The organism is Pimelobacter simplex, from assembly GCF_024662235.1.
Lineage (GTDB): Bacteria > Actinomycetota > Actinomycetes > Propionibacteriales > Nocardioidaceae > Nocardioides.
In genome coordinates this window covers 4,646,331-4,671,875 of record NZ_CP096276.1, presented here as the reverse complement: position 1 = coordinate 4,671,875, position 25,545 = coordinate 4,646,331, and the positions used below count along the sequence as shown (strand labels likewise).

Below are 25,545 nucleotides of genomic sequence, written 5' to 3'. Positions count from 1 at the left end.
CCACGAGAGCGTGACCCCCGTCACCGAGTGAGATGGGCGCTCACAGGTCAGCCCGGCACAGGGGCTCGGCCGTTCTCATGGGGGTGCTTCGCCATGCACGCAGACGACCGCGCCGCAGACTTCGCGTACGACGTGGTGGTCGTCGGCTCCGGCTTCGGCGGCTCGGTGACGGCGCTGCGCCTCGCGGAGAAGGGCTACCGGGTCTGCGTGCTCGAGGCCGGCCGGCGCTTCGAGGACGACGAGTTCGCGAAGACGTCGTGGGACGTGCGCAAGTTCCTGTTCGCGCCGCGCCTGGGCTGCTTCGGCATCCAGCGGATCCGGCTGCTGCGCGACGTCGTCGTGCTCGCCGGCGCGGGTGTGGGCGGCGGCTCGCTCGTCTACGCCAACACGCTCTACCAGCCCAAGTCCGACGCCTTCTACAACGACCCGCAGTGGGCGCACATCACGGACTGGAAGGCCGAGCTGGCGCCGTACTACGACCAGGCCAGCCGGATGCTCGGCGTCGTCCAGAACCCGACCGTCACGCCGAGCGACGAGGTGATGAAGCAGGTCGCCGACGAGATGGGCGTGGGGGACACCTACCGCCCGACGCCGGTCGGCGTCTGCTTCGGTACGCCGGGCGCGGCGATCCCGGACCCGTACTTCGGTGGCGCCGGGCCCGAGCGCCGCGGCTGCCTGGAGTGCGGCGAGTGCATGACCGGGTGCCGGCACAACGCGAAGAACACGCTCCTCAAGAACTACCTCTACCTCGCCGAGAAGCTCGGTGCCGAGGTCCGCGAGCGCACCACGGTCGCCGCGATCAAGCCCCGCTCCGGCGGCGGGTACGACGTCGTGACCCACCGCTCCGGCGGCTCCGCCCGGCGTACGACGAGCATCGCGGCCGCCCAGGTCGTGGTCGCGGCCGGCACCTGGGGCACCCAGGAGCTGCTGCACGGGATGCGGCGCTCCGGCGACCTGCCCCGGCTCTCGGAGCGGCTCGGCTACCTGACCCGGACCAACTCCGAGGCGCTGTGCGCGTCGAGCACCAAGCTGCGCAGCAAGGACCAGCACGACTTCCACCACGGCGTCGCGATCACCTCGTCGATCCACCCCGACGAGGTCACCCACGTCGAGCCGGTCCGCTACGGCAAGGGCTCGGGCCTGATGGGCCTGCTGCTCACGCTGATGACCGACGGCGGCGGCCGGGTGCCGCGCTGGCTGCGCTGGCTGGGCCAGGCCGTGCGTCACCCGGGCCTGCTGCTCTCGACGTACGCCGGTCTCGGCAGCTGGCCCGAGCGCACGATCATCGCGCTCGTCATGCAGACGAGCGACAACTCGATCACCGTCTTCCCGAAGCGGCGCGGACGCAAGGTGCGGCTGACCTCGAAGCAGGGTCACGGCGAGCCCAACCCGACGTGGGTCCCGGTCGGCAACGAGGTCGTGCGCCGGATCAGCGACAAGATCGACGGCGGCTCCTACAGCAGCGCCGGCGAGATCTTCAACATCCCCATGACCGCGCACTTCCTGGGCGGCTGCCCGATCGGCGACTCCGCCGAGAACGGCGTGATCGACGCCTACCACCGGGTCTACGGCCACCCCGGCCTCCATGTCGTCGACGGTGCCGCGATCTCCGCGAACCTCGGTGTCAACCCCAGCCTCACCATCACCGCGCAGGCCGAGCGCGCGATGGCGGTGTGGCCCAACCAGGGCGAGGCCGACCAGCGGCCCGCGCTCGGAGCCGGCTACGAGCGGCTCTCCCCGATCGCGCCGGTGCGGCCGGCTGTGCCCCCGACCGCACCGGCTGCGCTGCGTCTCCCGCTCTACGTCGTCACGAGCGACCAGGGCGAGCCGAGCGAGGCGACCGCGTGACCGCGGCTCCCGCCGGCCTGACCGAGGAGTCCCGCCAGGTCGCCCGGGATGCACTCCGCTCGACCTTCCTGATGAAGACGCTCGGCACGTTCGGCGACTTCTACAGCTTCGTCGGCAAGGTCTTCGCGCAGATGTTCACCCGGCGCTTCCAGTTCCGCGAGTTCATCTCCCAGGCCTGGTTCATCACCACGGTCTCGTTCGGCCCGGCGCTGCTGGTGTCCATCCCGTTCTGCGTCGTCATCATCTTCCAGGTCAACCAGCTGCTCATCCAGATCGGCGCGGTCGACCTCGCCGGCGCCGGCGCCGCCGTCGCGGTGGTCCGCGAGATCGGGCCCATCGTGAGCGTGCTCGTCGTCGCAGGCGCCGGAGCGACGGCGATCTGCGCCGACCTCGGCTCCCGCAAGATCCGCGAGGAGATCGACGCGATGGTCACCTTGGGCATCGACCCGATCGAGCGGCTCGTCGTACCGCGGGTGATCGCGTCGACGCTCGTCGGTGTCGCGCTCAACGGCATGGTGACCGTCGTCGGCCTGGTCGGCGGGTACTTCTTCTCCGTCGTCCTGCAGGGCGCGACCCCCGGGCTCTACCTGTCCGACCTGACGCTGCTGGTCGGGCTGCCGGACTTCCTCGCCTCCGAGGCCAAGGCCGCCGTCTTCGGCATGCTCGCCGGCCTCACCGCCTGCTACCTCGGGCTCAACGCCAAGGGCGGGCCGAAGGGTGTCGGTGAAGCCGTGAACCAGACGGTCGTCTTCGCCTTCATGCTGCTCTTCGCCGCCAACAGCGTGATCAGTGCCCTGTTCCTGCAGATCAAGCTCGGAGCCTGAGTACCCATGTCCCAGCTCTCCCGCCACCTGGCGAAGCCCACGACGTCGCTGCGCAACCTCGGCGACCAGCTGACCTTCCACGGCAACGCGTACGCCCACATGCCGCGCGCGCTCAAGCACTACCCCAAGGAGGTCGTCCGGCTGCTGGCCGAGGTCTCCCTCGGGTCCGGTGCGCTCGCGCTCATCGGCGGCACCGTGCTGGTGATCGGCTTCCTCACCGCCGCCTCGGGCATCGAGGTCGGCCTGCAGGCCTACACGTCGTTCGACAATATCGGCGTCTCGACGCTGTCGGGCTTCTTCTCGGCGTACTTCAACACCCGCGAGGTCGCGCCGATCATCGCGGGCATCGCGCTCACCGCCACCGTCGGCGCCGGCTTCACGGCGCAGATCGGCGCCATGCGGGTGAGCGAGGAGATCGACGCGCTCGAGGTGATGGCGGTCCCGCCGGTGCCCTACCTGGTCACCACGCGGATCATCGCCGGCCTCGTCGCCGTCGTGCCGCTCTTCGCGATCGCGCTGATGATGTGCTGGCTCGCGACGTACCTGGTCGTGACGGTCGGGTACGACCAGGCGCCGGGCACCTACCAGCACTACTTCGACACCTTCCTCATCTCCAGCGACCTGTTCCTGGCGATGATCAAGGTCGCGCTGATGGCGCTCGTCATCGTCTCGATCTGCTGCTACCACGGCTTCCGCGCGTCGGGAGGGCCCGCGGGCGTGGGCAAGGCGGTCGGCAAGGCCGTGCGTTCGGCGCTCATCTGCACCATGTTCATCGACCTGATCTTCGCGATCGCCGTCTGGGGCGGTCCGTCGGTCCACATCGCGGGGTGAGGGACGCATGAGCAGCTCTGCCCACCGGATCGACCGCCAGGTCGTCTACGGGTTCATCTTCCTGGCGCTCGTCGCCGCGCTCATCGCGGGCACGATCGCCAAGTACCGCGGGGCTTTCGACGACAACGTCCTGGTGACGGTCGAGGCGGACCGGGCCGGCCTGACGCTCGCCTCGGGAGCGCCGATCAAGCTGCGCGGCGTCGAGATCGGTCGCGTCGGCAAGGTCGAGTCGGACGGCGAGAAGGTCCGGATCGAGCTCAAGATCGACGCCGACAAGGTCGACCGGGTCTCCGCGGACGTCACCGCGCAGATCGTCCCGCCGACCGCGTTCGGTGCCAAGTACGTCCAGCTCACGCCGCCGGCCGACAGCGGCGGTGGCGCCAAGATCCGCGCCGGTGCGGTGATCCCGGCCGACCGGGTGACCGTCGAGGTCGACGAGGCGTTCGAGAACCTCACCAAGGTGCTGGACGTCGCCCGCCCGGCCGAGGTCAACTCCGCCCTCACCGCGGTGGCCGGTGCGGTCGAGCAGCGCGGTGAGCTGATCGGCGCGCTCATCACCCAGACCGACGCCTACCTGCGCTCGTTCAACCCGTCGCTGCGCACGCTCAGTGCCGACCTCCGGGTGGCCGACGACGTCGCCGACGTCTACGCGATCGCCCGGCCGGACCTGGTCGACGCGCTCGCCCAGGCCGGTACGGTCTCGCAGACGCTGGTCAAGCAGCAGGCCTCCCTGCAGGCGCTGGAGCGCAGCCTCACCGGCTTCAGCGACAGCGCCGGCACGCTCCTGCGCGACTCCGAGCAGGGCCTGGTCACCTCGCTGCGCCTGCTGCAGCCGGTCTCGGCCGTGGCCGAGCGGTACTCGCCCGAGCTGCCCTGCCTCCTGATGGGTCTGGCGTCGGCGAACAAGCTCGCCGAGGCCGCCGTCGGCGGCACCCACCCGGGCGTCACGACGTACACCCGCGTGGTGCCGGGCCGCGACCCGTACACCTACGAGGAGAACCTGCCGCAGCTCGGTGCCGACAACGGCCCGGCCTGCTACGGGCTCCCCTACGTCACCCCCGAGGAGGGCATGGTGCCGCCGCCGTCGTTCCGCTCCGGAGCCAACCCGTACGTCGGTCCGCAGCCCACGCCGAGCCAGGCGGTCGTCGACACGCTGCTCGGCCTGCTCAAGGGAGGGACGAACCTCCCGTGACGAACCGTGCCACGAACCGGGCCCACCGGCTGAGCCCGGAGAAGCGCCGCCAGCGCTCCGACCTCATCAAGTTCACCTCGTTCCTCGTCGTCGCCGCCGTGTTCACGGTCTGGGTCGCCGCGGTCACCGGCGAGTACCGCCCGGGCGGCCGGGACGACTACCGCGCGGTCTTCGACGACGTGTCCGGCCTCGCCGTCGGCGACGAGGTCCGCGTGGCCGGCGTCGACGTCGGCAAGGTGACCGGCATCGACGTACGCCGCGACAGCACCGTGCTCGTCACCTTCGACGTCCGCGAGGGCCAGCGGCTGACCAAGGGGACCCGCGCGACGATCCAGTACCGCAACCTCATCGGCGACCGGGTCGTCCAGCTCACCCCGGGCGACAACGAGGGCGAGGCCGCGGAGCCGCTCGCGGCCGGCGGCACGCTGCCCGCCGCCCAGACCGCGTCCGCGCTCGACCTCGACACGCTGCTCAACGGCTTCAAGCCGCTCTTCGCGGGGCTGAGCCCGACGCAGGTCAACGAGCTGTCCGGCCAGCTGGTGCAGGTGCTCCAGGGTCAGCAGGCGGCGGTCGCGACCCTCGTCCAGCACGTCGCGTCGTTCACCACGACGATCGGCGGCCGCGAGGAGGTGATCGGCCAGGTGATCCGCAACCTCAACAGCGTCCTCGGCACGATCGACGACCGCGGCGAGACCGTGGGCCTGATGCTCGACCGCCTCGACACCCTGCTCGAGGGACTCGACAAGCAGGACACCCAGGTGCTCGACGCGGCGACCCGGATCGACCGCTTCGCGACGGACGCCGCCTCGCTCGCCAGCCGGGCGCGGGGTGACCTGCGCACCGACCTGCAGGGCCTGGCCCTCTCGGCGCGCGGCATCAACCGCAAGGCGGACGTGCTCCAGACCGTCCTGAAGAACCTGCCGAGCCACTACCGCGCGATCCAGAACACCGCGTCGTACGGCAACTTCTTCAACTTCTTCCTCTGCGGCGTGCGGATCGAGACGGGTCTCGGCAAGGCCCAGGTCATCACCCCGTGGATCTACTCCGACGCTCCGAGGTGCAAGTCATGACGCGGGTCATCAGCCCCGACCGGCTCGCCGTGCGCGGCCTCGTCGGGACGGTCGTCCTGGTGCTGGCGGTGCTCGCCGCGCTCAACATCAACCGGCTGCCGCTCATCGGCAACAGCGACGTCCTGCACGTGCAGTTCGCCGAGGCCGGTGGGCTCAAGGGCGGGGATGCCGTGATGATCTCCGGCGCCCAGGTCGGCAAGGTCCGTGCGGTGCAGCTCGACGGGCAGCACGTCGTCGCCGACATCGTGCTCACCGACGGGGACATCGTGCTCGGCGAGGAGACCGAGGCGCGGATCATCACGATCACGCTGCTCGGCCGGGCCGCCGTCGAGCTGGAGCCGCGTGGGGGCGGGGAGCTGCGCGCCGGCGACGCGATCCCGCTGGAGCGGACCTCGTCGCCGTACAACCTGACGAGCACGCTCAACGAGCTGACCGAGACCACCGCGGACATCGACAAGGCACAGCTCGCCGCCGCGCTCGACCAGGCCTCGACGACGCTCAACGCGTCGAGCCCCGACCTCGGTCCCGCGCTCGACGGCATCACCGCGCTGTCCCGGGCGGTCTCGTCCAACGACGACGAGCTGCGCTCGCTCGTCGCGCACGCCGACAACGTGACCGGTGTGCTGGCCAGCCGGGACCAGCAGATCGCCTCCCTGCTCGGCTCGGGCCGCTCCCTCCTGAGCGAGCTCGACGCCCGGCAGGAGGTCGTGGTCAGCCTGCTCAAGAGCGCGCAGGCGCTGTCGACCGAGCTCCGCGCGCTGCTCAAGGACACCGACGACGTGCTCGGCCCGGCGCTCGACGAGCTCGACGGGGTCGTCGATGTGCTGAACCGCAACAAGAAGGACCTGCAGGACAGCATCTACGGCCTGCGCGGCTATGCGACCGCCTTCGGTGAGGCGATCTCGAGCGGCCCGTGGTTCGACGCGTACATCCAGAACCTCACCGCCCCCGGCACCCTCGCCCCGATCCTGTCCGGAGTGATCCCGTGACCGTGAAGAAGATCCTCCTCGCGCTCGTGGTCGCCGCCCTCGTGGCCGGGGTGCTCCTGTGGCAGCGCGACAGCGGCAGCACGACGGTCCGCGCGTACTTCGCCAGCGCCGAGGGCCTCAACGTCGGCGACGACGTCAAGGTGCTCGGCGTCAAGGTCGGCACGATCGACAAGATCGAGAACGAGCCGAAGGGCGTCCTGGTGACCCTGAAGGTCGACTCGGGGCAGCCGATCCCGGCAGACGCGCACGCCGCGATCGTCTCGCCGAGCCTGGTCAGCGGCCGGTTCGTCCAGCTCGAGCCCGTGTACGACGGCGGCGACCGGATGGCCGACGGCGCCACCATCGCGCTGGAGAAGACCGCGGTCCCGGTCACCTTCGACGACGTCAAGCAGCAGCTCACGGACCTCGCCACCACGCTCGGCCCCGACGCCGGCAAGAAGGCGGGCCCGCTCGCGGTCGCGATCACCGCGCTCGAGAAGAGCCTGAAGGACGGCAACTCCACCCAGCTGCGCACCTCGATCGCCGAGCTGCGCGGCGCCGCGACGGCACTCTCGGACGGTCGCTCGGACCTGTTCGCGACGATCAAGAACCTCGACACCTTCACCCGCAACCTCGCGCTCAACGACGCCGCGGTGCGGGGCTTCACGACCGAGCTGGACGACGTGAGCGCGGTCCTCGCGACGAACCGGACCCACCTCAGCGGTGCGCTGGAGGACCTGGCCAAGGTGCTCGCGGCGACCGACACCTACCTCGAGAAGCACCGCAAGCGGCTGCGCAGCACCACCAAGGACGTCAACCTGCTCGCCGCCGCCCTGGCCGACCGGTCCAACGAGATGGCCGGCGTCCTGCACGTCGCGCCGCACGCGCTCATCGACCTGAGCAACACCATCCAGGGCCAGGCGATCACCGGACGCGCCACGCTCTCGGCGCTCGACAACGTGCCGCAGCTGCTGTGCGGCGCGGTCCTCGGGGTCGGCGGTACGGCGGAGCAGTGCGCCAAGGTGCTGCAGCCGCTCGCCGACCTGCTGGGCCTCGACCTGACGGGAGGCCGGCGATGACCCGGACCCGCACCTGGACGCGCCGGCTGGTGCCCGCGCTGCTCGCCGCCGCGCTGCTGACCACCGGCTGCGACATCCAGCCGAACGACAACACGCTGCCCGGCCAGGTCGCCGTCGGGGACGACGGCTACACGGTCGAGGTCCACTTCGACCAGATCGAGAACCTGGTCCCGAACTCGACGGTCCAGAAGGACAACGTCGTGATCGGCACCGTCGGCGAGATCACCACCGACGGCTGGGAGGCCGTGGTCACCCTGCACCTCCTGGACGACGTCGCCCTGCCGGCCGACGCGGTGTTCTCGATCGGGCAGAAGACCCTCCTCGGCGCCCAGTACGTCGAGGTGGCCGCGCCGCAGGAGTCCGCGGGCGGCCGGCTGGCCGACGGGGCCGTCGTACCGGTGGCGCAGACGGGGACCTATCCCGCGACGGAGCAGGTCCTCGGCGCGGTCGCGCTGCTGCTCAACAACGGCGGTCTCTCGCAGATCAGCACGATCACCGGCGAGCTCTCGACCGCGCTGCGCAACCGGGTCCCCGACACGCGCGGCCTGATCCGGCGGGCGAACGACCTGCTCGCCGTCCTCGACGCCAACCGCACCGAGATCGTCACCGCGCTCGACTCGCTCAACAGCCTCAGCGCCGGCCTGCGCAAGGACCAGGACCGGATCGCCACCGCGATCGACCGGATCACCCCCGGCCTGCAGGTGCTGGAGCGCGAGCGCAACCGACTGGTCAAGGCGGTCACCACGACCGGCCGGGCCGGCGACCGTGCGGTGCGGGTCATCCGGGCGAGCGAGGAGGCGCTGCTCGCCAACCTCGACGCGCTCGGCCCGATCCTCGCCCAGCTCGGCAAGGCCAGCGAGTCGCTGCCCGAGGCGCTCAAGATCGGCCTGACGATCCCGTTCCCGGTGATGACCGCGCGCAATGCGCTCAAGGGCGACTACGCGAACCTCTTCGCCACGCTCGACCTGCGCGGCCAGAGCCTGCTCGGCAGCTGGCTCGGACTCATCGGCACCCCGCCGGCGCTCCAGGCCGGTGACCCCGTCGAGGGTCCGCTGGCTCCGCCCCCGGGCGGTACGCCGACCGCCCCCGCGACGCCCGCGCCCACCGACGGCCCGACGCAGGCGCCCGCGCCCACCCCCACGCCCACCCCGACCGAGGAGCCGAAGAGCTGCGGTCTGCTGGGCAAGATCCTGGGAGCCTGCTGATGCTGCTCACCCCTCTGATCAAGCGCCAGCTCCGCATCTTCGCGGTGCTCGCGGCGGTCGCGCTCGGGCTCGCGTTCTTCCAGTACGCACGGGTGCCGGCGATGCTCGGCATCGGCGTGTACGACGTCCGGGTGGACTTCGCCGACGCCAGCGGGCTCTATCCCAAGGCGGCCGTGACCTACCGCGGCGTCGAGGTCGGCGAGGTGTCCAAGCTCGAGGTCACCGAGCACGGCGCCATCGCCACGCTGCGGCTGGAGAACGACGCGAAGGTCCCGGCCGGGGCCTCGGCCGAGCTGCACAGCACGTCGGCCATCGGCGAGCAGTACATCGACCTCGTCGACCCGCGCGGTGGTGCGCCGAAGGACGGCGACGTCCTCGCCGAGGGTGCTGAGATCCCGCGCGAGCGGGCCGTCGAGATGCCCCAGATCACGCCGGTCCTCGACTCGGTCAACCGGCTGCTGGAGTCGGTCCCCAAGGAGGCGACGAAGCGGGTGCTCGACCAGGTCGACGACGGCCTCGGCGGCACCGGGCCGCAGCTCAACGAGCTCGTCGACGCCTCCGGCAAGCTGCTCACCGAGGCGCAGTCCCAGATCGACGCGACCACGTCGCTGATCTCCGCGCTGCAGCCGGTGCTGGAGACCCAGCGCGACCTCGGCCCGGCGACCAAGGACTACGCCCGGCAGCTCGACCAGGTGACCGGCGTCCTCGCCGCCGACAACAGCGCCGCCCTGCGGGGGCTGCTCAAGACAGGTCCGGGCGGCCTCGACGCGGCGACCGCGACGATCGGCGACCTCCAGCCCGTGCTGCCGATGATGCTCGCCAACCTGACGACCAATGCGCAGGTGCTCAACACCTACCTGCCGCAGGTGCGCCAGACGCTCGTCGTCTACCCGTCGCTGGTCGCCCGCCTGCAGTCGGCGATCAACCCGCGTGCCGCGGAGGGTGACGTCAAGCTCGACCTGCGGGCCGCGCTCAACAACCCGCCGACCTGCCGCAGCGGCTACCTCGACGCGCGCGAGCGCCGCAACCCGCGCGCGACCGAGGTCCGCGACGTCGACACGCTCGCCCACTGCGAGCTGCCGCCGGAGCACCCGACCGCCATCCGCGGTGCCCGCAACCTGCCGTGCCCGCAGGGCACCGACCGCGGCCCGACGCCGGCCGCGTGCGGGATCCGGTTCCGCAACGGCATCTGGCCCGAGTCCGGTGGCACGGTCGCCTACGACCTCGCGGTCGGCCGCGGGGGCGAGAAGACGGCGACGGCTCCGGCCGACGAGACCGAGGGAGACGACCTGTGGAAGATCCTGGTGCTGGCACCCCTGGGGCTCCGATGAGCGCCCGCCGCCGGTACGCCGTCGGCGCCGCCGGTCTGCTGGCCGTCGCCCTGCTCGTCTTCGCCGGCCAGCGGGCGCTGGCCTGGCAGGACGAGCGCGGCCGGGTCGACGACATCGCCGCGGCCTCCGCGGCGGCCACCAGCGAGGTCGAGGGACTCATCGACATCAGCGGCTCGACGTCCGAGGCGGACATGAAGAAGCTGCTCGCCGGAGCGACCGCCGAGTTCCGCAAGGAGCTGGAGGCCCAGGCCGAGCGGCTCACGAAGGCGCTCGCCGACAACCAGGTCCAGGCCAGCGGCGACGCCGTCTCGACCGGCGTCGTCAAGCTCGCCGGCGACCGGGCGACCGTGATCGTCGCGGCGGCCGGGACCGTGCAGAACAAGCAGACCAAGACCGCCGAACCGCGCAACTACCGGCTCAGTGTGGACCTGCAGAAGCACGACGGGGACTGGCTCGTCGCCGGACTGGAGTTTGTCGCATGAGCGCCCTCAAGCAGCGCGCCGGCCTCGTCGCCGGAGCGGTCCTGGTCCTGGCCCTCGTCGCCGCGGTCGTCGCCGGCGTGGGCGCGCACCGGGCCACGGCGACCGCCGATGCCCGCGCCGGGGCCCTGGCGGCCGCCGAGAAGCGCGTCCCCGAGCTGCTCAGCTACGACGCCGCGACGCTCGACGACGACCTGGCCCGGGCCCGCGCCCAGACCACCGGCTCGTTCGCCGACGACTACGGCAAGATCCTCGACGAGGTCGTCAAGCCGAACGCCTCGAAGCGCACGATCAGCACCGCCGCCACCGTGAGCGCCGCGGGTGTCGTCTCGGGCGGTCGCGACCGGGTCGTCGTCCTGCTCTTCCTCACCCAGACCACGACGACCGGTGCCAAGGACTCGTCGGTCTCGGGCAGCCGGGTCGAGGTCACGATGGAACCGGCGGGCGGGGGCTGGAAGATCGCCGGCCTGAAGCCGCTCTGATGCTGGTGTCCTTCGACCGCGACCTGCGCCGCTGGGTCGGCGAGTTCGTCGGCGTCGAGTCCGAGGGCGCGGCCGTCGACGCATGGGTGGCGCACGTGCTCGGCCGGATCGTCGACCAGGTGCCCGAGGTCCGCGAGGACGCCGCGCTCCAGGGCGTCGTGCGCGACGCCTGCGACGCGCACTGGCGCTCGTTCCTGGCCAACCTCGGCCAGCCCGAGCAGACCTTCCACCTGGTCCACGAGGCGCGCCACGTGCCGCTGGTCGTGGCCCAGCACGGCTACCCGCTGCCGGTGATCTTCCAGATCTACACGGCTGGTGAGCAGGCGGTATGGGAGTTCATCACCGCCGCCGTCAAGGAGGCGACCGCCTCCGGCGTGGCCGAGGCCGACGCCCTCGTGCACTTCTGGACCCGGTCGAGCATGTGGTTCGACCGCTCCGTCGAGCAGTCGGTCAGCCTCTACCAGGAGGAGGTCGAGCGGATCCGCCAGGGAGACGCCGCCCGCCGGCTCGAGGTCGTGCGCGCCGTCCTGGCCGGTACGGCGGTCGACCCGCACGAGATCTCCGCCGGGCTGGGCGGGCACCCGGTGTCGGCGTACCAGACGGCGGTGCTGCTGCACACCGACGACGACACCCGGATCGCCGACCTGCCGCAGGCCGCGCAGTCGCTGACCGCCGCGCTCGGACTGCGCCAGCCGCTCGTCGTCCACCCCGGCGGACGGGACCTGTGGGCCTGGATCACCTCGTCGGACGCTCCGGACCTCACGCCCCTCGCCGACTGCGCCGGCTGGCTGAGCGAGCGCCGGATCCTCGCCACCATCGGTGCTCCGGCGCCCGGTGTCGACGGCTTCTGCTCCTCGCACGGCGAGGCGCTGGCGACCCAGCGGCTCGTGCTCGCCGCCGAGCGGCCCGCGCCGATCACGTTCTTCACCGACGTCGAGCTGATGACGCTGATCGGCGACGGCGAGGCGATGCGGCGCTACGTGCACCGCACCCTGGGCCGGCTCGCCGCGCCCGACGACCAGGCCGAGAGGCTGCGCGCGACCCTGCGCGCGCTGCTCTCGACCGGCAGCGTCGACGGCGCGGCCCGGCACCTGCTCGTGCACAAGAACACCGTGCGCTACCGGGTCGAGCGCGCCGAGGAGCTCATGGGCCGGCGCCTGGGGGAGTACGCCACCGCCGTCGACGTCGCGCTGCGCTGCCACGCGGCGTTCATGACCGTCCCGGCCGCCCGCGGTTCAGCAGACCCAGCAGCGACTTGATCGCGCGGGTGCGCCCGCCCCGGTACGGATAGGTGTGCACGTCGCGGCGCAGGTGCAGGCGCGAGACCAGCAGCGACTGCTGCCGGCAGTACTTCGTGATGCCGTCCTTGCCGTGGCGGCGCCCGATGCCCGACGCGGGCTTGGCGCCGCCCATCGGCAGCTCCAGCGCGGTGTAGTTGACCACGGCGTCGTTGACGGTGACCGCACCCGCCTCCAGCCGGCGGGCGACGTCCTCGGCGCGGGCCAGGTCGCGGCCGAAGACCGACGCGCACAGCCCGTACTCCGAGTCGTTGGCCAGCCGCACGGCCTCGTCGGCGTCGCGCACCGCCATGATCGGCAGGGTCGGGCCGAACGTCTCCTCGCGCATGATCGCCATCGAGTGGTCGACGTCGACCAGCACGGTCGGCGGGTACCAGTGGCCCTCGCGCTCCGGGCGTACGCCGCCCGTCAGCGCCCGTGCCCCCGCCGCGAGCGCCTCGCTCACGTGCCGGTCGACGACGTCGACCTGCGGGGGGAACGTCAGCGAGCCGACGTCGACGCTGCCCGGTCCGCCCGGGACGCCCTGGCGCAGTGCCTCGACCTTGGCGGTCACCAGGTCGACGAACGCGGTGTAGACGGGCTCCTCGACGTAGCAGCGCTCGATCGAGATGCAGGTCTGGCCGCAGTTGAACATCGCGTAGTACGCCGCGTGCGTGGCCGCCCGCTCGAGGTCGGCGTCGGCGAGCACGATCATCGGGTCCTTGCCGCCGAGCTCCAGGGACGCCGGGATCAGCCGCTCGGCGGCCCGCGCCGCGACCCGCCGTCCGGTCGCGGTGGAGCCGGTGAACATGACCATGTCGACCTCGTCGACCAGCGCCGCGCCGGTCTCGCCACGGCCGGTGACGACGCCGAAGACGCCGTCCGGCAGGCCGCACGCGGCCAGGCCCTCGGCGAGCAGCAGCGAGGTCATCGGCGTCACCTCCGACGGCTTGAGCAGCACCGCGTTGCCCGCGGCCAGCGCGGGGATGCAGTCGCCGAACGAGTTGGTCAGGGGGTAGTTCCACGGCCCGATCACGCCGACCAGGCCCAGCGGCTTGTAGCGCTGGACCAGCCGCTTGCCCGCCACGAGCGGCTGGCTGGAGCGGATCTTGGTCTCGGCCAGGTAGCGCGGCGCCTCCTTGGCCCAGAAGCCGAACGCCGCGGCGCCGTAGTTGACCTCGGCCAGCAGCGCGTCCTCGTAGGCCTTGCCGGTCTCGGCGCAGATCGTCGCGACCACCTCGTCGGTGTGGTCGACGATCCAGCGCTGCATCCGGCGCAGGACGGCCGCGCGGCCGTCGTACCCGAGGGCGGCCCAGGCGGGCTGCGCGGCGCGGGCCCGGCGGGCCGCGGCCGCGACGTCGTCCGCGCTCAGGTCGGGGACGGTGCCGATGACCTGTCCGGTGGCAGGGTTCTCGACCGCGATCGTCGTCATGGCGCCCAGTCTCGGGACCGCGCATCCCCGCAGGTACGGGCCTGCGGACAAATGCAGGGTGCAATTTGGGACTGGCGTCCAAGGCCCTGAGGGGGTCCGGGCTCCTACGTTCACGTCCCATGCAGAGCCTTCCGACCACGACCGCCCCGGCGGCGCCGCGTGCTCAGCTCCCCCAGTCCGTCTCGGGACTGCCGGACCCCGGTGAGCGGGTTCCGGCGATGGCCTGGCCCACCGTCGCCCTGTACGTCGGCACGCTGGCGCTGTTCGCCGTCGAGATGGCGGGCGTGCTGGTGTGGGGCCTCACGCCCTGGCTGACGGTGCCCATGGGCGCCGCGGTCACGTTCCTGATGTTCAGCGTGCTGCACGAGTCGACCCACCACGCGATCAGCACCCACACCCGCGCCAACAACGCGCTCGGGCACCTCTCGGTGCTGCTCGTGGTGCCGTGGGCGACGTACCCACTGGTGAAGTTCATCCACATCGAGCACCACCGCAACACCAACGAGCCCAAGTCGATCGACCCCGACGCCTGGTGCGAGGAGGGGCCGGCCTGGCAGCTGCCGCTGCGCTGGGCGACCATCGACATCTGGTATGTCGTGTTCTACCTGAGCCGGCTGCGGGACCGCCCGCGGCGCGAGGTGGCCGCGACCTTCACGCTCTTCACCGCGGTGATCGGCGGCTTCGTCGCGATCGCGGCCGCGGGCTACGGGAGCGAGCTGTTCTGGGCGTTCCTGCTGCCCCAGCGCATCGGGATGCTCATCCTGGCCTGGTGGTTCGACTACCTGCCGCACCACGGGCTCACCGTGACCCAGCGCGAGGACAAGTACCGCGCGACCAGAGTGCGGGTCGGCGGCGAGGGCCTGCTGACGCCGCTGTTCGTCTACCAGAACTACCACCTGGTGCACCACCTGCACCCGAGCATCCCGTTCTACCGCTACATCCGTGCGTGGCGGCGCAACGAGCAGGCCTACCTCGACCGCAACGCCGCCATCTCCACGTGGTTCGGCCGCTCGCTGACACCCAGCGAGTACCGCACCTGGCGCCGGCTCACCGACGAGATCACCCGCCGGCCCACCTTCCACCCGCTGCGGGTGCGCGCGGTCGAGCCGGTGAGCAGCGACGCCGTCGCGATCACCTTCGACGTGCCGGACGACCTCGTGGCGTCGTACCGGTACGTGCAGGGGCAGCACCTCACGCTGCGTGCGGTGATCGACGGCGAGGAGGTGCGGCGCAGCTACTCCCTCGTCGCGCCGGTGGCCTCGGACGGACCCGGCACCCTGCGGGTCGCGGTCAAGCACGTGCCGGGCGGGCAGTTCTCGACGTACGTCAACGAGCGGCTGGTCGCCGGGGACCTGCTCGACGTGATGACGCCGGCCGGCGCCTTCCACGTCCGCCTCGACCCGGCCGCCGTACGGCACCACGTGGGGGTGGTCGCCGGCTCGGGCGTCACCCCCCTGATGTCGACCATCGCGACCACCCTCGACGCCGAGCCGGACAGCCGGTTCACGCTCGTCTACGGCAACCGGACGGCCGCGTCGACCATGTTCGCCGACGAGCTCGCCGCCTGGCAGGACCGGTACGGCGAGCGCCTGGTCGTGCACCACGTGCGCTCCCGCGAGACGGCCCCCGGCGTCGTCCCCGGCCGGATCACGCCCGCCCTGGTCGCCGAGCTCGTGCCGGACGCGGCCGGCGTCGCCGCCTGGTTCCTGTGCGGCCCGCAGGAGATGGTCGACGACGTCCGCGACGCGCTCGGCCGGGTGCCCGGCACCGGGCAGGTGCTGACCGAGGTCTTCCACGTGGTGGCGGGCCCCGCGCTCGCGCTGCCCGACATCACCAGCCAGGTCACGGTCGCCCTCGACGGCACCGAGACGACCTTCCCGCTCACCTCGACGGGCGACTCGGTGCTCGACGCCGCCCTGCAGCGGGGGATCGATCCGCCGTACTCATGCGCGGGCGGGGCGTGCGGCACCTGCCGGGCCAAGGTCGTGCTCGGCCAGGCCGTGATGGACCAGAACCACGTGCTCGACGAGGACGAGGTCGCCGACGGTTACGTCCTCACCTGCCAGGCACACCCCGTCACCGAGGAGCTGCGGGTCGACTACGACGCGTGAGCACCTCTTCGACCTGCGCCAGGTGCGGGTCGCGCAGGCCGGTCGCGTCGTGCTCCCACCACACCTCGCGGTAGACGACGCGGCCGGTCATCCACTCCTCGTGCCCGTCCAGCAGCACCACCTGGAACGCCGGCCCCAGGATCCGCGCCGACGGCGCCTCGATCCCGTGCTCCGCGCCCGGCACCCACCCGCGCCGCGAGTAGTAGCCCGGATCGCCCTCCAGCACCACCACCGGCGCCCCCAGCCGCTCGGCCTCGGCGACCGCGGCGGCCAGGAGCGCCGTACCGATCCCGGCGGCCTGGCGGTCGGGCGCGACGCTCAGCGGGCTCAGCACCAGCACGTCGACCAGCGCCTGCCGCGCATCCAGCCACCCGTGGCTGAGACCCACGTGACCGACCACGCGGCCCTCGTCGTCGTCCTCGACGGCCACGAGCTGAGCGCGGTCGAGCCCGCGCGCCACCACGTCGGCCCAGACGTCGACGACCGCCGTACCCTCGTCGCCGAAGGCCTGGGCGACCAGGCGGGCGACCGCGTCGTCGTCCTGGGGGGTCTGGGGGCGGATCACCGGCGTCGTCTCCATGGACGCGATCGTGCCACGGCGCCGGCGCTCGCTCGGCGCGCCGGGTTGCCGCTGCGCCGGGGGTCGTGGGGGCGCATGCCCCTTGTCAGGCGGCGAGCGCCCCGATCACGCCGCTCCTTGCGGCCTCCGGTCGCGCCACCTCGACCAGTGCTCGGTCCACACCAACCCGACGAGCACCCCCAGCCCGAACACCACGCCGCGGTCCGTCATCTCGAACGTCGCGTTCGGGAGCAGCGCCATGACGCCCGACACCGTCACCAAGGCCACCGGGAACGTCAGCCGCTCGACCAGGTCGCGCCGGTAGGCGAGCTGCCACAGCACGCCGCCGATCACCCCGGCCAGCCCCCAGGCGGCCCGTGGCGAGCCGATCATGGGCGCGACCAGGTTCGCGATGCCGCCGGCGATGCCGGGGATCAGCCAGGCGTTGCGCTGGCGCCACGGAAGCCGGCTGAGCGCCCGGCCCTCGACGCCCGGGGTGGTTCTGGTGGTGCCTGCCATGTGCCGATCGTGCCACCTCGGGGCCTAGGCCGTGAGCGCCTCGACCGAGGCGAGGTCGTAGGTCCCGGCGTCGCTGCCGAGCCCCTGCGCCACCTGGGCGGCGGTGGCGCAGCCGAGGGCCGCGGCCGAGACCGGGTCTCGGCCGAGCGAGAGGCCGCGCAGGAAGCCGGCCGAGAAGGCGTCGCCGCAGCCGGTGGTGTCCACCACCGCCACCGGGTACGCCGGCACCTCGGTCACGTCCGTGCCCTGGGCGACGAGCGCTCCGCGGGCACCCTGGGTGACCGCGACGCAGCCGACGCCCTGGTCGAGCAGGGCCCGGGCGCCGTCGGCGAGCGAGGTGGCGCCGGTGAAGCCGAGCACCTGCTCGTCGTTGGGCAGGAGGTAGTCGGTGTGGGGGAGGGCGGCGGCGATCCAGGCGAGCATGTCCGGATCGCCCGGCGCGAGGACGTCGACCGACGTGGTGATCCCCGCGGCCCGCGCCCGGGCGAGCAGCTCGCCGGCCGCGTCGCCGCCGAGGAACTCCGGCCCGCCGAGGTGCAGGTGCGTGACCCCGTCGAGGACGTCGGAGGGCAGGTCGGCGAGCGTGAAGGCGCCGTTCGCTCCGATGCAGTGCCAGGCCGGGCGGGCGCCGTCGGGACGGACGGGCAGCACCGATGCCGACGTCTGGGCCTCGGGCTTGCGGACCAGGCCGCCGACGTCGACGCCCGAGCGCGCCAGCAGGGCCAGCAGCGTGTCGCCGACCGGGTCGTCGCCGACGGCGCCGTACGAGCGGACGGTGGCTCCGAGTCGGGCGAGCACGAGCGCCGTCCCGCCGGCGGTGCCCGCGGCGGACATCCGGATCGTGTCGACGAGCTGGCCGTCCGAGCCCTCGGGGATCGAGGAGATCCCCAGCACGTGGGTGTCGAGGACGTGCACGCCCACGGCGGCGACGGTCATGGTCATTCAGATCTCCTGGGGCGTGCCGTAGCCGCGTGCGAGCGCGGCCTGGATGACGTCGAGCTGCTGCTGCTCGGTGAGCACGCGCGGGGCGCCGAGCGCGCTGGCGCGGTGGTGGAGCTGGCACAGCCACTCGAGGAGCAGCGCGTTCTCGACGGCGGCGTCGAGCGAGGCGCCGACGGTGACCGAGCCGTGGTTGGCCAGCAGGGTGGCGGAGCGTCCCTCCAAGCCCGCCCGGACGTGTCCGGCGAGCTCGTCCGTCCCGAAGGTCGCGTACGGCGCCACGCGGATCTCGCCGCCCAGCGCGAGCTGCTGGTAGTGCAGCACCGGCAGCGCGTCGAGCACGCAGGCCACGGCCGTCGCGAAGGGGGCGTGGGTGTGGACGACCGCGGCGGCGGGCCCGTCGGCGTACACGCCGAGGTGGAGGGCGAGCTCGCTGGTCGGGGCCAGCGTCCCCTCGACGACCGCGCCGGTCAGCGACACGACGGTGACCTCGGACGGCGTGCACGAGCCGAGCGCCACCCCGGTCGCGGTGATGGCGACCAGGTCAGCCGTACGGGCGCTGACGTTGCCGGCGGTGCCGACGAGCAGGCCGGCCTCGGCCAGGCGTCGCGCCGCCGCGGCGACGTCCGCCCGGAGGGCGTCGGTCACTGCTCGCTCGCGATCCGGTCGAGGTAGCCGGTGACGAGCTCGATGGCCTGGTCGACGAGGAAGGAGTCGCCGCGGGGGTCGCCCTCGAAGGCGAGCTGGAAGGCGCGGTCGCCCACCTCGACGGCGAGCTCGGCGACGGCGACGAGCTGCTCGGGGGCGAACCGGGTGGTCGCGATGAGGCCGGTGTCGACGCCGAAGGCGAGGAGGTTCTCGGCGATCCGCTTGTTGTGGTGGCGGCCGTAGTCGTAGATGGCGGCGTTGGTCCGCCCGCGCATCCAGATCTGCATGAACGCCGGACGCCGGTGGTAGACGGTGACGAACGCGCGCATCGCGGTGTCGATCATCGCGCCCAGCGTGAGCTCGCCGCTCTCGGCGAGCCGGGCGAGGTCGGTGGCGACCTGGTCGTCCATCTCGGCCATGTCCCGCTCGCAGAGGGCGAGGAGGACCGACTCCTTGTCGGCGAAGTACTGGTACAGCGAGGCCACGGGCAGCCCGGCGGCCTCGGCGATGGAGCGCGTGGTGAGTCCCTCGACCCCCTCGGCGACGACGAGCTGGGCGGCGGCGTCGAGGATCCGCTCGACGCGTTCGCGGGACCGCGCCTGGGTGGGGAGCCGGCGCCGGGTCGGACCGGCGGCACCGCGCGGCGGCTCGTTCGTTGGGCCGTCGACGGTGGCGGAGGACATGCGCGCAGTGTAGCCTCCGAAGCCGAACCTGACACAGATTCATCTTTCGGAGGTGCCGGTGAGCACGCTGAGCTCGAGTCCGCTGGGTCGTCGTGGAGTCCTGGCCGGAGGTGCGGCCGCGATCGGCCTGCTCGCCACGGACGCCCTCGAGCAGGAGGTCACCGCGGCCACGCTCCAGGGCCGGCTGCCCCGCAAGGTGGACGTCGTCGTGGTCGGCGCCGGCATCGCCGGGCTGGTCGCGGCGCGCCAGGTCGCCCGCTCCGGCAAGTCGGTGCTCGTCGTCGAGGCGCGCAAGCGGGTCGGCGGCCGGGTGCTCAACCACGAGCTCCGCAGCGGCGGCACGATCGAGGCCGGCGGCGCCTTCGTCGGCCCGACCCAGGACCACATCAAGCGCCTGGCCCGCCAGCTCGGCGTCGCGACCTTCGACGAGTACGTCACCGGCAAGAACGTCTACATCTCCACGCTTCTCGGCCGCCAGGAGTTCACCGGCACCATCCCGCCGGACCCGACGATCCTGCTCGATGCCGCCCTCGCCCTCAAGCGGCTCAACGCCTTCGCCGCCCAGGTCCCCGTCGACGCGCCGTGGGCCCACCCGCGCGCCGCCGAGTGGGACCGTACGACGCTCGGCGACTGGCTGCGCCGCAACACGATCAACAGCCGCGGGGTCGAGCACCTCATCCGCGCCTGGACCCAGCCCGGCTTCGGCTCCGACCCCGACGAGCTCTCGCTGCTCTTCGTCCTGCACTACATCGCGTGCTCGGGCAACGAGGCCACGATCGGCACGTTCGAGCGCAACTCCGACACCGTCGACGGCGCCCAGGAGAGCCGCTTCGTCGGCGGCTCCCAGCGGGTGCCGCTGCTGCTGGCCAAGAAGCTCGGCAAGCGCGTCGCGCTCGGCGCGGCCGTGACCCGGATCGAGCACGTCGGGCACGGCGTGCGCGTGCACACCCGTCGCGGGCGGGTGCAGGCCCGCCGGGTGATCGTCGCCGCGCCGCCCAAGCAGGTCCTCGGCATCGACTTCGCCCCCGGCCTGCCGGCCGGTCGCCGCGCGCTCCTCCAGCACCTCCAGATGGGCAAGCTGATGAAGTGCGACGCCGTCTACGACAAGCCGTTCTGGCGCGAGGACGGCCTGACCGGCTTCGGCATCGCCGACTCCGGCGCGGTCCGCGCGGCCTTCGACAACGGCGTCAAGGACACCGGCCACGGCATCCTGCTCGCCTTCGTCGGTGGCTCGACCTGGCGCCAGTACGGCACCCGCTCGGTCGCCGAGCGCCGGACCGCCGTCCTCGAGGGCTTCGCCCGGATGTTCGGCGACAAGGCGCTGCGCCCGATCGAGTACACCGAGCACGACTGGACCAAGGAGCGCTGGACCGGCGGTGGGCCGACCGCGATCTACGCCCCCGGCGTGATGACCCAGCACGGCCGGCACATCCGGACGCCGTTCCGCCGGATCCACTGGGCCGGGACCGAGACCTCGACCTACTGGAACGGCTATATGGACGGCGCCGTCCGCTCCGGCGAGCGCGCCGCGATCGAGGTGCTGGACAAGCTGTGATCGCCCGCCTCCTCGCGCTCGCCGTCGTCGCCGCGCTCGCTCTCGTCGCGCCCGCATCGGCCGCGGAAGCCCCGCCGTGGCAGACCCGCGTCTTCGCGCGCGTCGGCGCGCCGGGCTTCCCGGCCTACGTCCACGTGGCGCCCAACGGCCGCGTCTACGCCGCGACCTACACGAACCCGATGGGCGACAAGATCGCCTCGCGGGTCTTCGAGTGGACGGCGAGCGGCACCCTGCTGCGCTCGTGGACCGTGCCCGGCCAGGACCTCGCCAAGCCGCACGGCGTCCAGGTCGCCACGTCCGACGCGCGGGGACGCCTCGTCCTGCTGGAGAAGTCGCGGTCCCGGGTGCTCACGCTCAACACCCGCACCGGACGGTTCAAGGTGCAGGCGACGCTGCCCGCCCTGGCCCGAGGCGGCAAGCCGATCCCCAACTACGCGACGTGGGGCCCCGGCGGGGCCTTGTTCGTCAGCGACTACGGCCAGGACGTCATCTGGCGGATCCCCGCCGCCGGCGGTACACCGCGGCCGTGGTTCCGCTCGAAGAAGCTGGCCGGTGCGGCCGGCTTCGGCACCACCGGCCTGGTCTACGACGCCGCCCGGCGCTCGTTCCTGGTCACGCAGCAGACGACCACCGACCCGCTCGACCTGCTCCGCGGCCACCTCTACCGGATCCCGGTGCGGGCCGACGGCAGCGCCGGCAAGCTCGCCACGGTCTGGACGTCAGGCCCGCTCGACCTCCCCGACGGCTTCGGGATCGCCCGCTCCGGCAACGTCTACGTCGCCCTGCTCGGCACCAACCAGATCGTCAAGCTCGGACCCGACGGGCGCGTGCTCAGCCGCTTCCCCCGGGCTCCGCTCGCGGGCAGCAACGGCTCCCCGGTGCCGTTCGACAGCCCGTCGAACGCGACCTTCCTCGGCACCCGGCTGCTCGTCGCCAACCAGTCCGCGATCCTCGGGACGACCTCGCACCACGCGATCCTCGCGGTCGAGACGGGCGAGCGTGGCGCCCCGCTCGTGGTCCCGCGCACCGCCCGGCTGCGCTGAGCGGTACCGTGCCGCGGGTGACCCCCGAGCTCCTCGTCGACACCACCGACCCGGCCCGGGCCGAGGCGTTGGAGCAGCGCCTGGCCGACGTCGTCGCGGCGCTGCACGTCCACGCCCGGACCGCGACGGACGCCGTCGTCCGGCAGTTCAGCGAGGACGAGCCGCCGGTCGCCGAGCTCGACGACGCCGCCCAGGACCTCGTGGTGAGCGCGCTCGTCGCGCACGAGGACGGCTCCGTCACGATCCACCTCGACGACACCTGCGGCGAGCACTTCCTCGACGGCTACTGGCCGGCGGTCCGGTTCGGGCCCGACGACGCGGTCGTCGCCGTCACCGTGGAGGCGTGAGCGGCTCGACCGTCGTACGACGGGTCAGGCCGCGCACCGACGGCGCGCTGAGCGCGGCCAGCGAGCTGAGCCCGATCACCGCCGCGATGACGACCAGCCACAGGTCGACGCCGACCAGGGCGGCGACCGGCCCGGTCAGCGCGTAGCCGAGCGGACGGCACACGAACGAGCCGACCAGGTCGAAGGAGTAGACCCGGGAGAGCATCTCGGGCGCGATGTTCTCCTGGATCGCCAGGTCCCACGCGACGCTGAACAGCTGGAGCCCGACGCCGTGCACGAAGGCGCCGAGCAGCACCAGCCAGACCTGTCCGGCCAGGGCCATCGCCAGGGGGAAGGCCGCGGTCAGCGACAGCATCAGCACGCCCCAGCGGAGCAGGTGCCGCGGACGCCAGCGCAGCGCGACCAGGCCGCCGGCGACGAAGCCCGCCATGAGCGCCGAGAGCGCCCAGCCCCAGGCCTCGGCACCCCAGGTGTCGCCGACGACGATCGGTCCGAGCACGCCCTGCGCGCCGCCGTAGAACAGGTGGTAGAGCAGCGCCTGACCGATGAGCAGCCACAGCCAGGTGTGCCGCAGCACCTCGCGGGCGCCGTCGGCGAGCTCGCTGAGGATCCGCTCGCGGGAGCCCGAGGGCGTGTGCGCCACCCGGATCAGCGAGAAGAGGATCGCCGCGACCGCGTAGGTGCCGGCGTCGACGGCGATCGCCCAGCCCGGCCCGGCGAAGGCGACGATCACGCCGCCGAGCGCGAAGCCCACCGCGGACGCCGTCTGGCTGGCCAGGCTGCGCAGGACGACGGCGCGCGGGAGCTGCTCCTCGGTGACCGTCGCGCGCGTCATCGCGCTGGAGGCCGGCTGGGCGAGGGCGCCGAGGCAGCCGTTGACCATGCCGATCAGGCTGAGGAACAGGATCGAGCCGTGCCCGGTGATGAGGACCGCGGCGCAGACGGCCTGGCTGAGCGCGGTCGCTGCGGACGAGCCCTGCATGAGGAGCTGGCGGGGCAGCCGGTCGCCGAGCACGCCGCCGTACAGGATGGTGACGACCTCGGCCGCCGAGAACGCCGCCACGACCAGGCCGAGCTGGGTCGCCGAGCCGCCGAGGTGGAGCACCGCGAACGCCAGCGCCACCGGCGTCATCGCCGAGCCCAGCGCGCCCACCGCCACGCCGCCGACGAGCGCGCGGAAGTCGCGCGAGGCCAGCGGCGACGGGACGACGGGGGTCGTCGCGGTCTCGGTCGCGCTGTCGGGCGGGGTCACCGATCGAAGATACTTCGCCGCCTAAGTATTCGCAAGCGAAGTATTCGGTCGCCGAAGGAGTCCGGCGCTACGCTCCAGCCATGGTGGAGGACTGGACCGACCGGCACGTCGCCCGGTGGCGCGACCACTGGCTCGACCTCGACTTCGACGAGGACGTCGAGGGCGTCTTCACCCGGGTCGGCCGGCTCGCGCGCCACCTGCGCGACGCCAAGGCCGCGGCGCTGGCCGAGGTCGGCCTGACCGACTTCGAGTACGACACCCTGCACGCGCTGATGATCCGGGACACCCCCGGCTCCGCCTCGCCCACCGAGCTGGCCGCCGAGGTGGGCGTCTCCGGCGCCGGGATGACCGGGCGCCTCGACGGGCTCGAGAAGGCCGGCTGGATCCGGCGGATCCCGTCGGTCGACGACCGGCGCCGGGTGATCGTCGACGTCACCAAGCAGGGCCTGGCGGTGTGGCGCCGGGCGATGGACATCCGCGGGGACGCCGAGCACGCGCTGGCCGACGCGCTCACCGCGCGCGAGCTGGCCACGGTCAACCGGCTGCTGCGCAAGATGACCCTGCGCGCCGAGGAGAGCGGCGGTCCGGCGTCCTCCTGAGCGGTGCGACGGGGGAGCAATCGACCATTTGCGCACAGTCCGGCCGCTGGCGTGGCCCTCGGTGGGGGCGTCTGTCTAGCGTGAGCACCGAGCCCCGGGCCCGTCTCCCTTCATCGCGTGCCCGGGGCCCGCTGGCGTCGTCCCTCTCCAAGGTTCCGACGTGGGCGTGCTCCGTTTCTCGTGTCCGGGGGGTGCGAGAAACGGAGCATCCGCCGGCCTCGTCCAGCGCCGCAGGTCGCTGAGCATCGCCGGCGTCCGGGACGGCTGCCGCGTCGCGCGGGCATTGCCGCTCGGGGTCATCGGCTGGTGCCGGCGCCACTCAGCGGGGGTCTGGCCGTGGTGGCGGCGGAAGGCGCGGATGAAGGTGTCGACGTCGGCGAAGCCCGCCGACCGGGCCACCCGGGCGACGGTGGTGGAGCGGTCGGCCAGCAGGAGGTGGGCGGCGCGCTCGCGGCGTACGTTGCGCAGGTAGGCCGCCGGGCCGGCGCCGTGGCGCACGAACTGCTGCTCGAGGTGCCGCCGGGAGACCATGAACCGGGCGGCGACGTCGTCGAGGTTGAGCCGCGGGTTGCTGTGGTGGCGCTCCAGGTACCAACGCGCGCTGGCCCACAGTGCCGGGCCGCTGAGGTAGGGCCGGGAGCGATCGCCGTAGAGGGTGCGGTGGGTCACGGCCCGGAGCAGATCGAGCAGGAGCTCGGGCCCCGGCGCGGGCTGCTCTCCGAGCAGGGCGGTGGCGACCTCACGGGTGAGCACCTCGAGCTCGGCGGTGCCCGGTGGCAGCACTCGCCCGGCGATCGTGGGCAGCACGGCCGGGGCGAGCCCGGTCAGCTCGGCCGGCGTGCGGAGGATGAGGATCTCGTTGTCGCTGTGCAGCCTCAGGCCGTAGGGCTGGTCGGACTGGAGGACGTAGCCGCTCCCCGACCGCACCGGGTCCTCGTGGCCGTGCTGAGAGATCACCCCACGCCCGCGCACGAAGACCGCGAACAGCAGCGCCTCGCGCGGGTCGGTCGTGACCAGCCGGCTGGTGCGCTGGACCGTCGAGGGGGTCGCGCTGACCTGGCTGAGGCTGAGCGGCCCACGCTCGCGCTCGCGCAGGGCGCCTCGGAAGTCGCGGGTGGCGCTGACCTTGAGCGGTACGTAGGCGGTGCTGCACAGCTGTGACCACTCGTCGAGGCCAGTCACGGCGAGGTGCTCGTTGGGCAGGATGTCGTCCACACCCTGCTAACCATGCGCGGTCGCCTTCTGTTCGCAAAACGCGGCAAATTGTTCGCA

Annotated in this window: 25 protein-coding genes; 17 read left to right on the top strand and 8 right to left on the bottom strand. The window is 72.7% G+C overall.

The window, feature by feature from the left end:
* Positions 1-93: 93 nt before the first annotated feature.
* Genes M0M48_RS22885 through M0M48_RS22830 form a run of 12 tightly spaced genes read left to right on the top strand, consistent with a single transcriptional unit; the run spans position 94 to position 12,568 of the window.
* Positions 94-1,848, top strand: a complete 1,755-nt coding sequence (locus tag M0M48_RS22885; RefSeq protein ID WP_257752886.1) for a GMC family oxidoreductase — start codon at positions 94-96, stop codon at positions 1,846-1,848.
* Positions 1,845-2,672, top strand: coding sequence for an MlaE family ABC transporter permease (locus M0M48_RS22880; RefSeq protein WP_257752885.1), 828 nt, complete (start codon positions 1,845-1,847; stop codon positions 2,670-2,672). Before M0M48_RS22885 ends, M0M48_RS22880 begins: the two co-directional genes overlap by 4 nt.
* A gap of 6 nt (positions 2,673-2,678) precedes the next feature.
* A complete protein-coding gene (locus M0M48_RS22875; RefSeq protein WP_257752884.1) occupies positions 2,679-3,503 on the top strand; it encodes an MlaE family ABC transporter permease in 825 nt (274 codons plus the stop codon).
* 7 nt (positions 3,504-3,510) lie between these two features.
* The gene (locus tag M0M48_RS22870) at positions 3,511-4,695 is read left to right on the top strand and encodes an MCE family protein (protein ID WP_257752883.1); all 1,185 of its coding nucleotides are present in this window, start codon (positions 3,511-3,513) and stop codon (positions 4,693-4,695) included.
* Entirely contained in the window at positions 4,692-5,765 is a 1,074-nt protein-coding gene (locus M0M48_RS22865) for an MCE family protein (RefSeq protein WP_257752882.1), read from the top strand. The genes M0M48_RS22870 and M0M48_RS22865 overlap by 4 nt, the downstream gene beginning before the upstream one ends.
* The gene (locus tag M0M48_RS22860; RefSeq protein ID WP_215812309.1) at positions 5,762-6,754 is read left to right on the top strand and encodes an MCE family protein; all 993 of its coding nucleotides are present in this window, start codon (positions 5,762-5,764) and stop codon (positions 6,752-6,754) included. The genes M0M48_RS22865 and M0M48_RS22860 overlap by 4 nt, the downstream gene beginning before the upstream one ends.
* Positions 6,751-7,812: an MCE family protein gene (locus M0M48_RS22855; protein ID WP_257752881.1), complete on the top strand. Its 1,062-nt coding sequence runs from the start codon at positions 6,751-6,753 to the stop codon at positions 7,810-7,812. The genes M0M48_RS22860 and M0M48_RS22855 overlap by 4 nt, the downstream gene beginning before the upstream one ends.
* Positions 7,809-9,017 carry an MCE family protein gene (locus M0M48_RS22850; protein WP_257752880.1) on the top strand — a complete coding sequence of 403 codons (1,209 nt, stop codon included), beginning with the start codon at positions 7,809-7,811 and terminating at the stop codon, positions 9,015-9,017. Before M0M48_RS22855 ends, M0M48_RS22850 begins: the two co-directional genes overlap by 4 nt.
* Positions 9,017-10,348, top strand: coding sequence for an MCE family protein (locus tag M0M48_RS22845; RefSeq protein WP_257752879.1), 1,332 nt, complete (start codon positions 9,017-9,019; stop codon positions 10,346-10,348). The genes M0M48_RS22850 and M0M48_RS22845 overlap by 1 nt, the downstream gene beginning before the upstream one ends.
* Entirely contained in the window at positions 10,345-10,830 is a 486-nt protein-coding gene (locus M0M48_RS22840; RefSeq protein WP_257752878.1) for a hypothetical protein, read from the top strand. Before M0M48_RS22845 ends, M0M48_RS22840 begins: the two co-directional genes overlap by 4 nt.
* The gene (locus M0M48_RS22835) at positions 10,827-11,309 is read left to right on the top strand and encodes a hypothetical protein (RefSeq protein WP_215812314.1); all 483 of its coding nucleotides are present in this window, start codon (positions 10,827-10,829) and stop codon (positions 11,307-11,309) included. The genes M0M48_RS22840 and M0M48_RS22835 overlap by 4 nt, the downstream gene beginning before the upstream one ends.
* Positions 11,309-12,568, top strand: coding sequence for a PucR family transcriptional regulator (locus M0M48_RS22830; protein ID WP_257752877.1), 1,260 nt, complete (start codon positions 11,309-11,311; stop codon positions 12,566-12,568). Before M0M48_RS22835 ends, M0M48_RS22830 begins: the two co-directional genes overlap by 1 nt.
* On the opposite strand, the gene M0M48_RS22825 is transcribed toward M0M48_RS22830, so the two are convergent.
* A complete protein-coding gene (locus tag M0M48_RS22825) occupies positions 12,519-14,018 on the bottom strand; it encodes an aldehyde dehydrogenase family protein (protein ID WP_257752876.1) in 1,500 nt (499 codons plus the stop codon). The two genes, M0M48_RS22830 and M0M48_RS22825, sit on opposite strands and share 50 nt — an antisense overlap.
* Positions 14,019-14,137: 119 nt before the next feature.
* On the opposite strand from M0M48_RS22825, the gene M0M48_RS22820 reads away from it, so the two are divergent.
* Positions 14,138-16,129: a fatty acid desaturase gene (locus M0M48_RS22820; RefSeq protein WP_257752875.1), complete on the top strand. Its 1,992-nt coding sequence runs from the start codon at positions 14,138-14,140 to the stop codon at positions 16,127-16,129.
* Here M0M48_RS22820 and M0M48_RS22815 read toward each other — a convergent pair.
* The 5 genes from M0M48_RS22815 to M0M48_RS22795 form a co-directional block, all read right to left on the bottom strand.
* Positions 16,095-16,709, bottom strand: coding sequence for a GNAT family N-acetyltransferase (locus M0M48_RS22815; protein WP_257752874.1), 615 nt, complete (start codon positions 16,707-16,709; stop codon positions 16,095-16,097). The genes M0M48_RS22820 and M0M48_RS22815 overlap by 35 nt on opposite strands.
* A gap of 105 nt (positions 16,710-16,814) precedes the next feature.
* Complete coding sequence (locus M0M48_RS22810; RefSeq protein WP_257752873.1) at positions 16,815-17,207, bottom strand: hypothetical protein; 393 nt, start codon at positions 17,205-17,207, stop codon at positions 16,815-16,817.
* Between the two features lie 24 nt (positions 17,208-17,231).
* The gene (locus tag M0M48_RS22805; protein ID WP_257752872.1) at positions 17,232-18,149 is read right to left on the bottom strand and encodes a carbohydrate kinase family protein; all 918 of its coding nucleotides are present in this window, start codon (positions 18,147-18,149) and stop codon (positions 17,232-17,234) included.
* Entirely contained in the window at positions 18,150-18,794 is a 645-nt protein-coding gene (locus M0M48_RS22800) for a class II aldolase/adducin family protein (protein WP_257752871.1), read from the bottom strand.
* A complete protein-coding gene (locus tag M0M48_RS22795; RefSeq protein WP_257752870.1) occupies positions 18,791-19,477 on the bottom strand; it encodes a TetR/AcrR family transcriptional regulator in 687 nt (228 codons plus the stop codon). Before M0M48_RS22795 ends, M0M48_RS22800 begins: the two co-directional genes overlap by 4 nt.
* Before the next feature lie 58 nt (positions 19,478-19,535).
* On the opposite strand from M0M48_RS22795, the gene M0M48_RS22790 reads away from it, so the two are divergent.
* The 3 genes from M0M48_RS22790 to M0M48_RS22780 are packed head-to-tail and all read left to right on the top strand — an operon-like array spanning position 19,536 to position 22,422.
* Positions 19,536-21,032 (top strand): flavin monoamine oxidase family protein, encoded by a 1,497-nt coding sequence (locus M0M48_RS22790; protein ID WP_257752869.1) that lies wholly within the window; start codon positions 19,536-19,538, stop codon positions 21,030-21,032.
* Positions 21,029-22,075: an SMP-30/gluconolactonase/LRE family protein gene (locus M0M48_RS22785; protein WP_257752868.1), complete on the top strand. Its 1,047-nt coding sequence runs from the start codon at positions 21,029-21,031 to the stop codon at positions 22,073-22,075. The genes M0M48_RS22790 and M0M48_RS22785 overlap by 4 nt, the downstream gene beginning before the upstream one ends.
* Before the next feature lie 17 nt (positions 22,076-22,092).
* On the top strand, positions 22,093-22,422 hold the full coding sequence (locus tag M0M48_RS22780) for a hypothetical protein (protein ID WP_215812323.1): 330 nt from the start codon (positions 22,093-22,095) through the stop codon (positions 22,420-22,422).
* Here the strand turns inward: M0M48_RS22780 and M0M48_RS22775 are convergent.
* Positions 22,406-23,674, bottom strand: a complete 1,269-nt coding sequence (locus M0M48_RS22775) for an MFS transporter (protein WP_257752867.1) — start codon at positions 23,672-23,674, stop codon at positions 22,406-22,408. The genes M0M48_RS22780 and M0M48_RS22775 overlap by 17 nt on opposite strands.
* An 80-nt stretch (positions 23,675-23,754) precedes the next feature.
* On the opposite strand from M0M48_RS22775, the gene M0M48_RS22770 reads away from it, so the two are divergent.
* Entirely contained in the window at positions 23,755-24,273 is a 519-nt protein-coding gene (locus M0M48_RS22770; protein ID WP_215812325.1) for a MarR family winged helix-turn-helix transcriptional regulator, read from the top strand.
* Positions 24,274-24,348: 75 nt separating this feature from the next.
* Here the strand turns inward: M0M48_RS22770 and M0M48_RS22765 are convergent, their stop codons facing one another.
* Entirely contained in the window at positions 24,349-25,488 is a 1,140-nt protein-coding gene (locus M0M48_RS22765) for a helix-turn-helix transcriptional regulator (RefSeq protein ID WP_257752866.1), read from the bottom strand.
* Between the last annotated feature and the right edge of the window lie 57 nt (positions 25,489-25,545).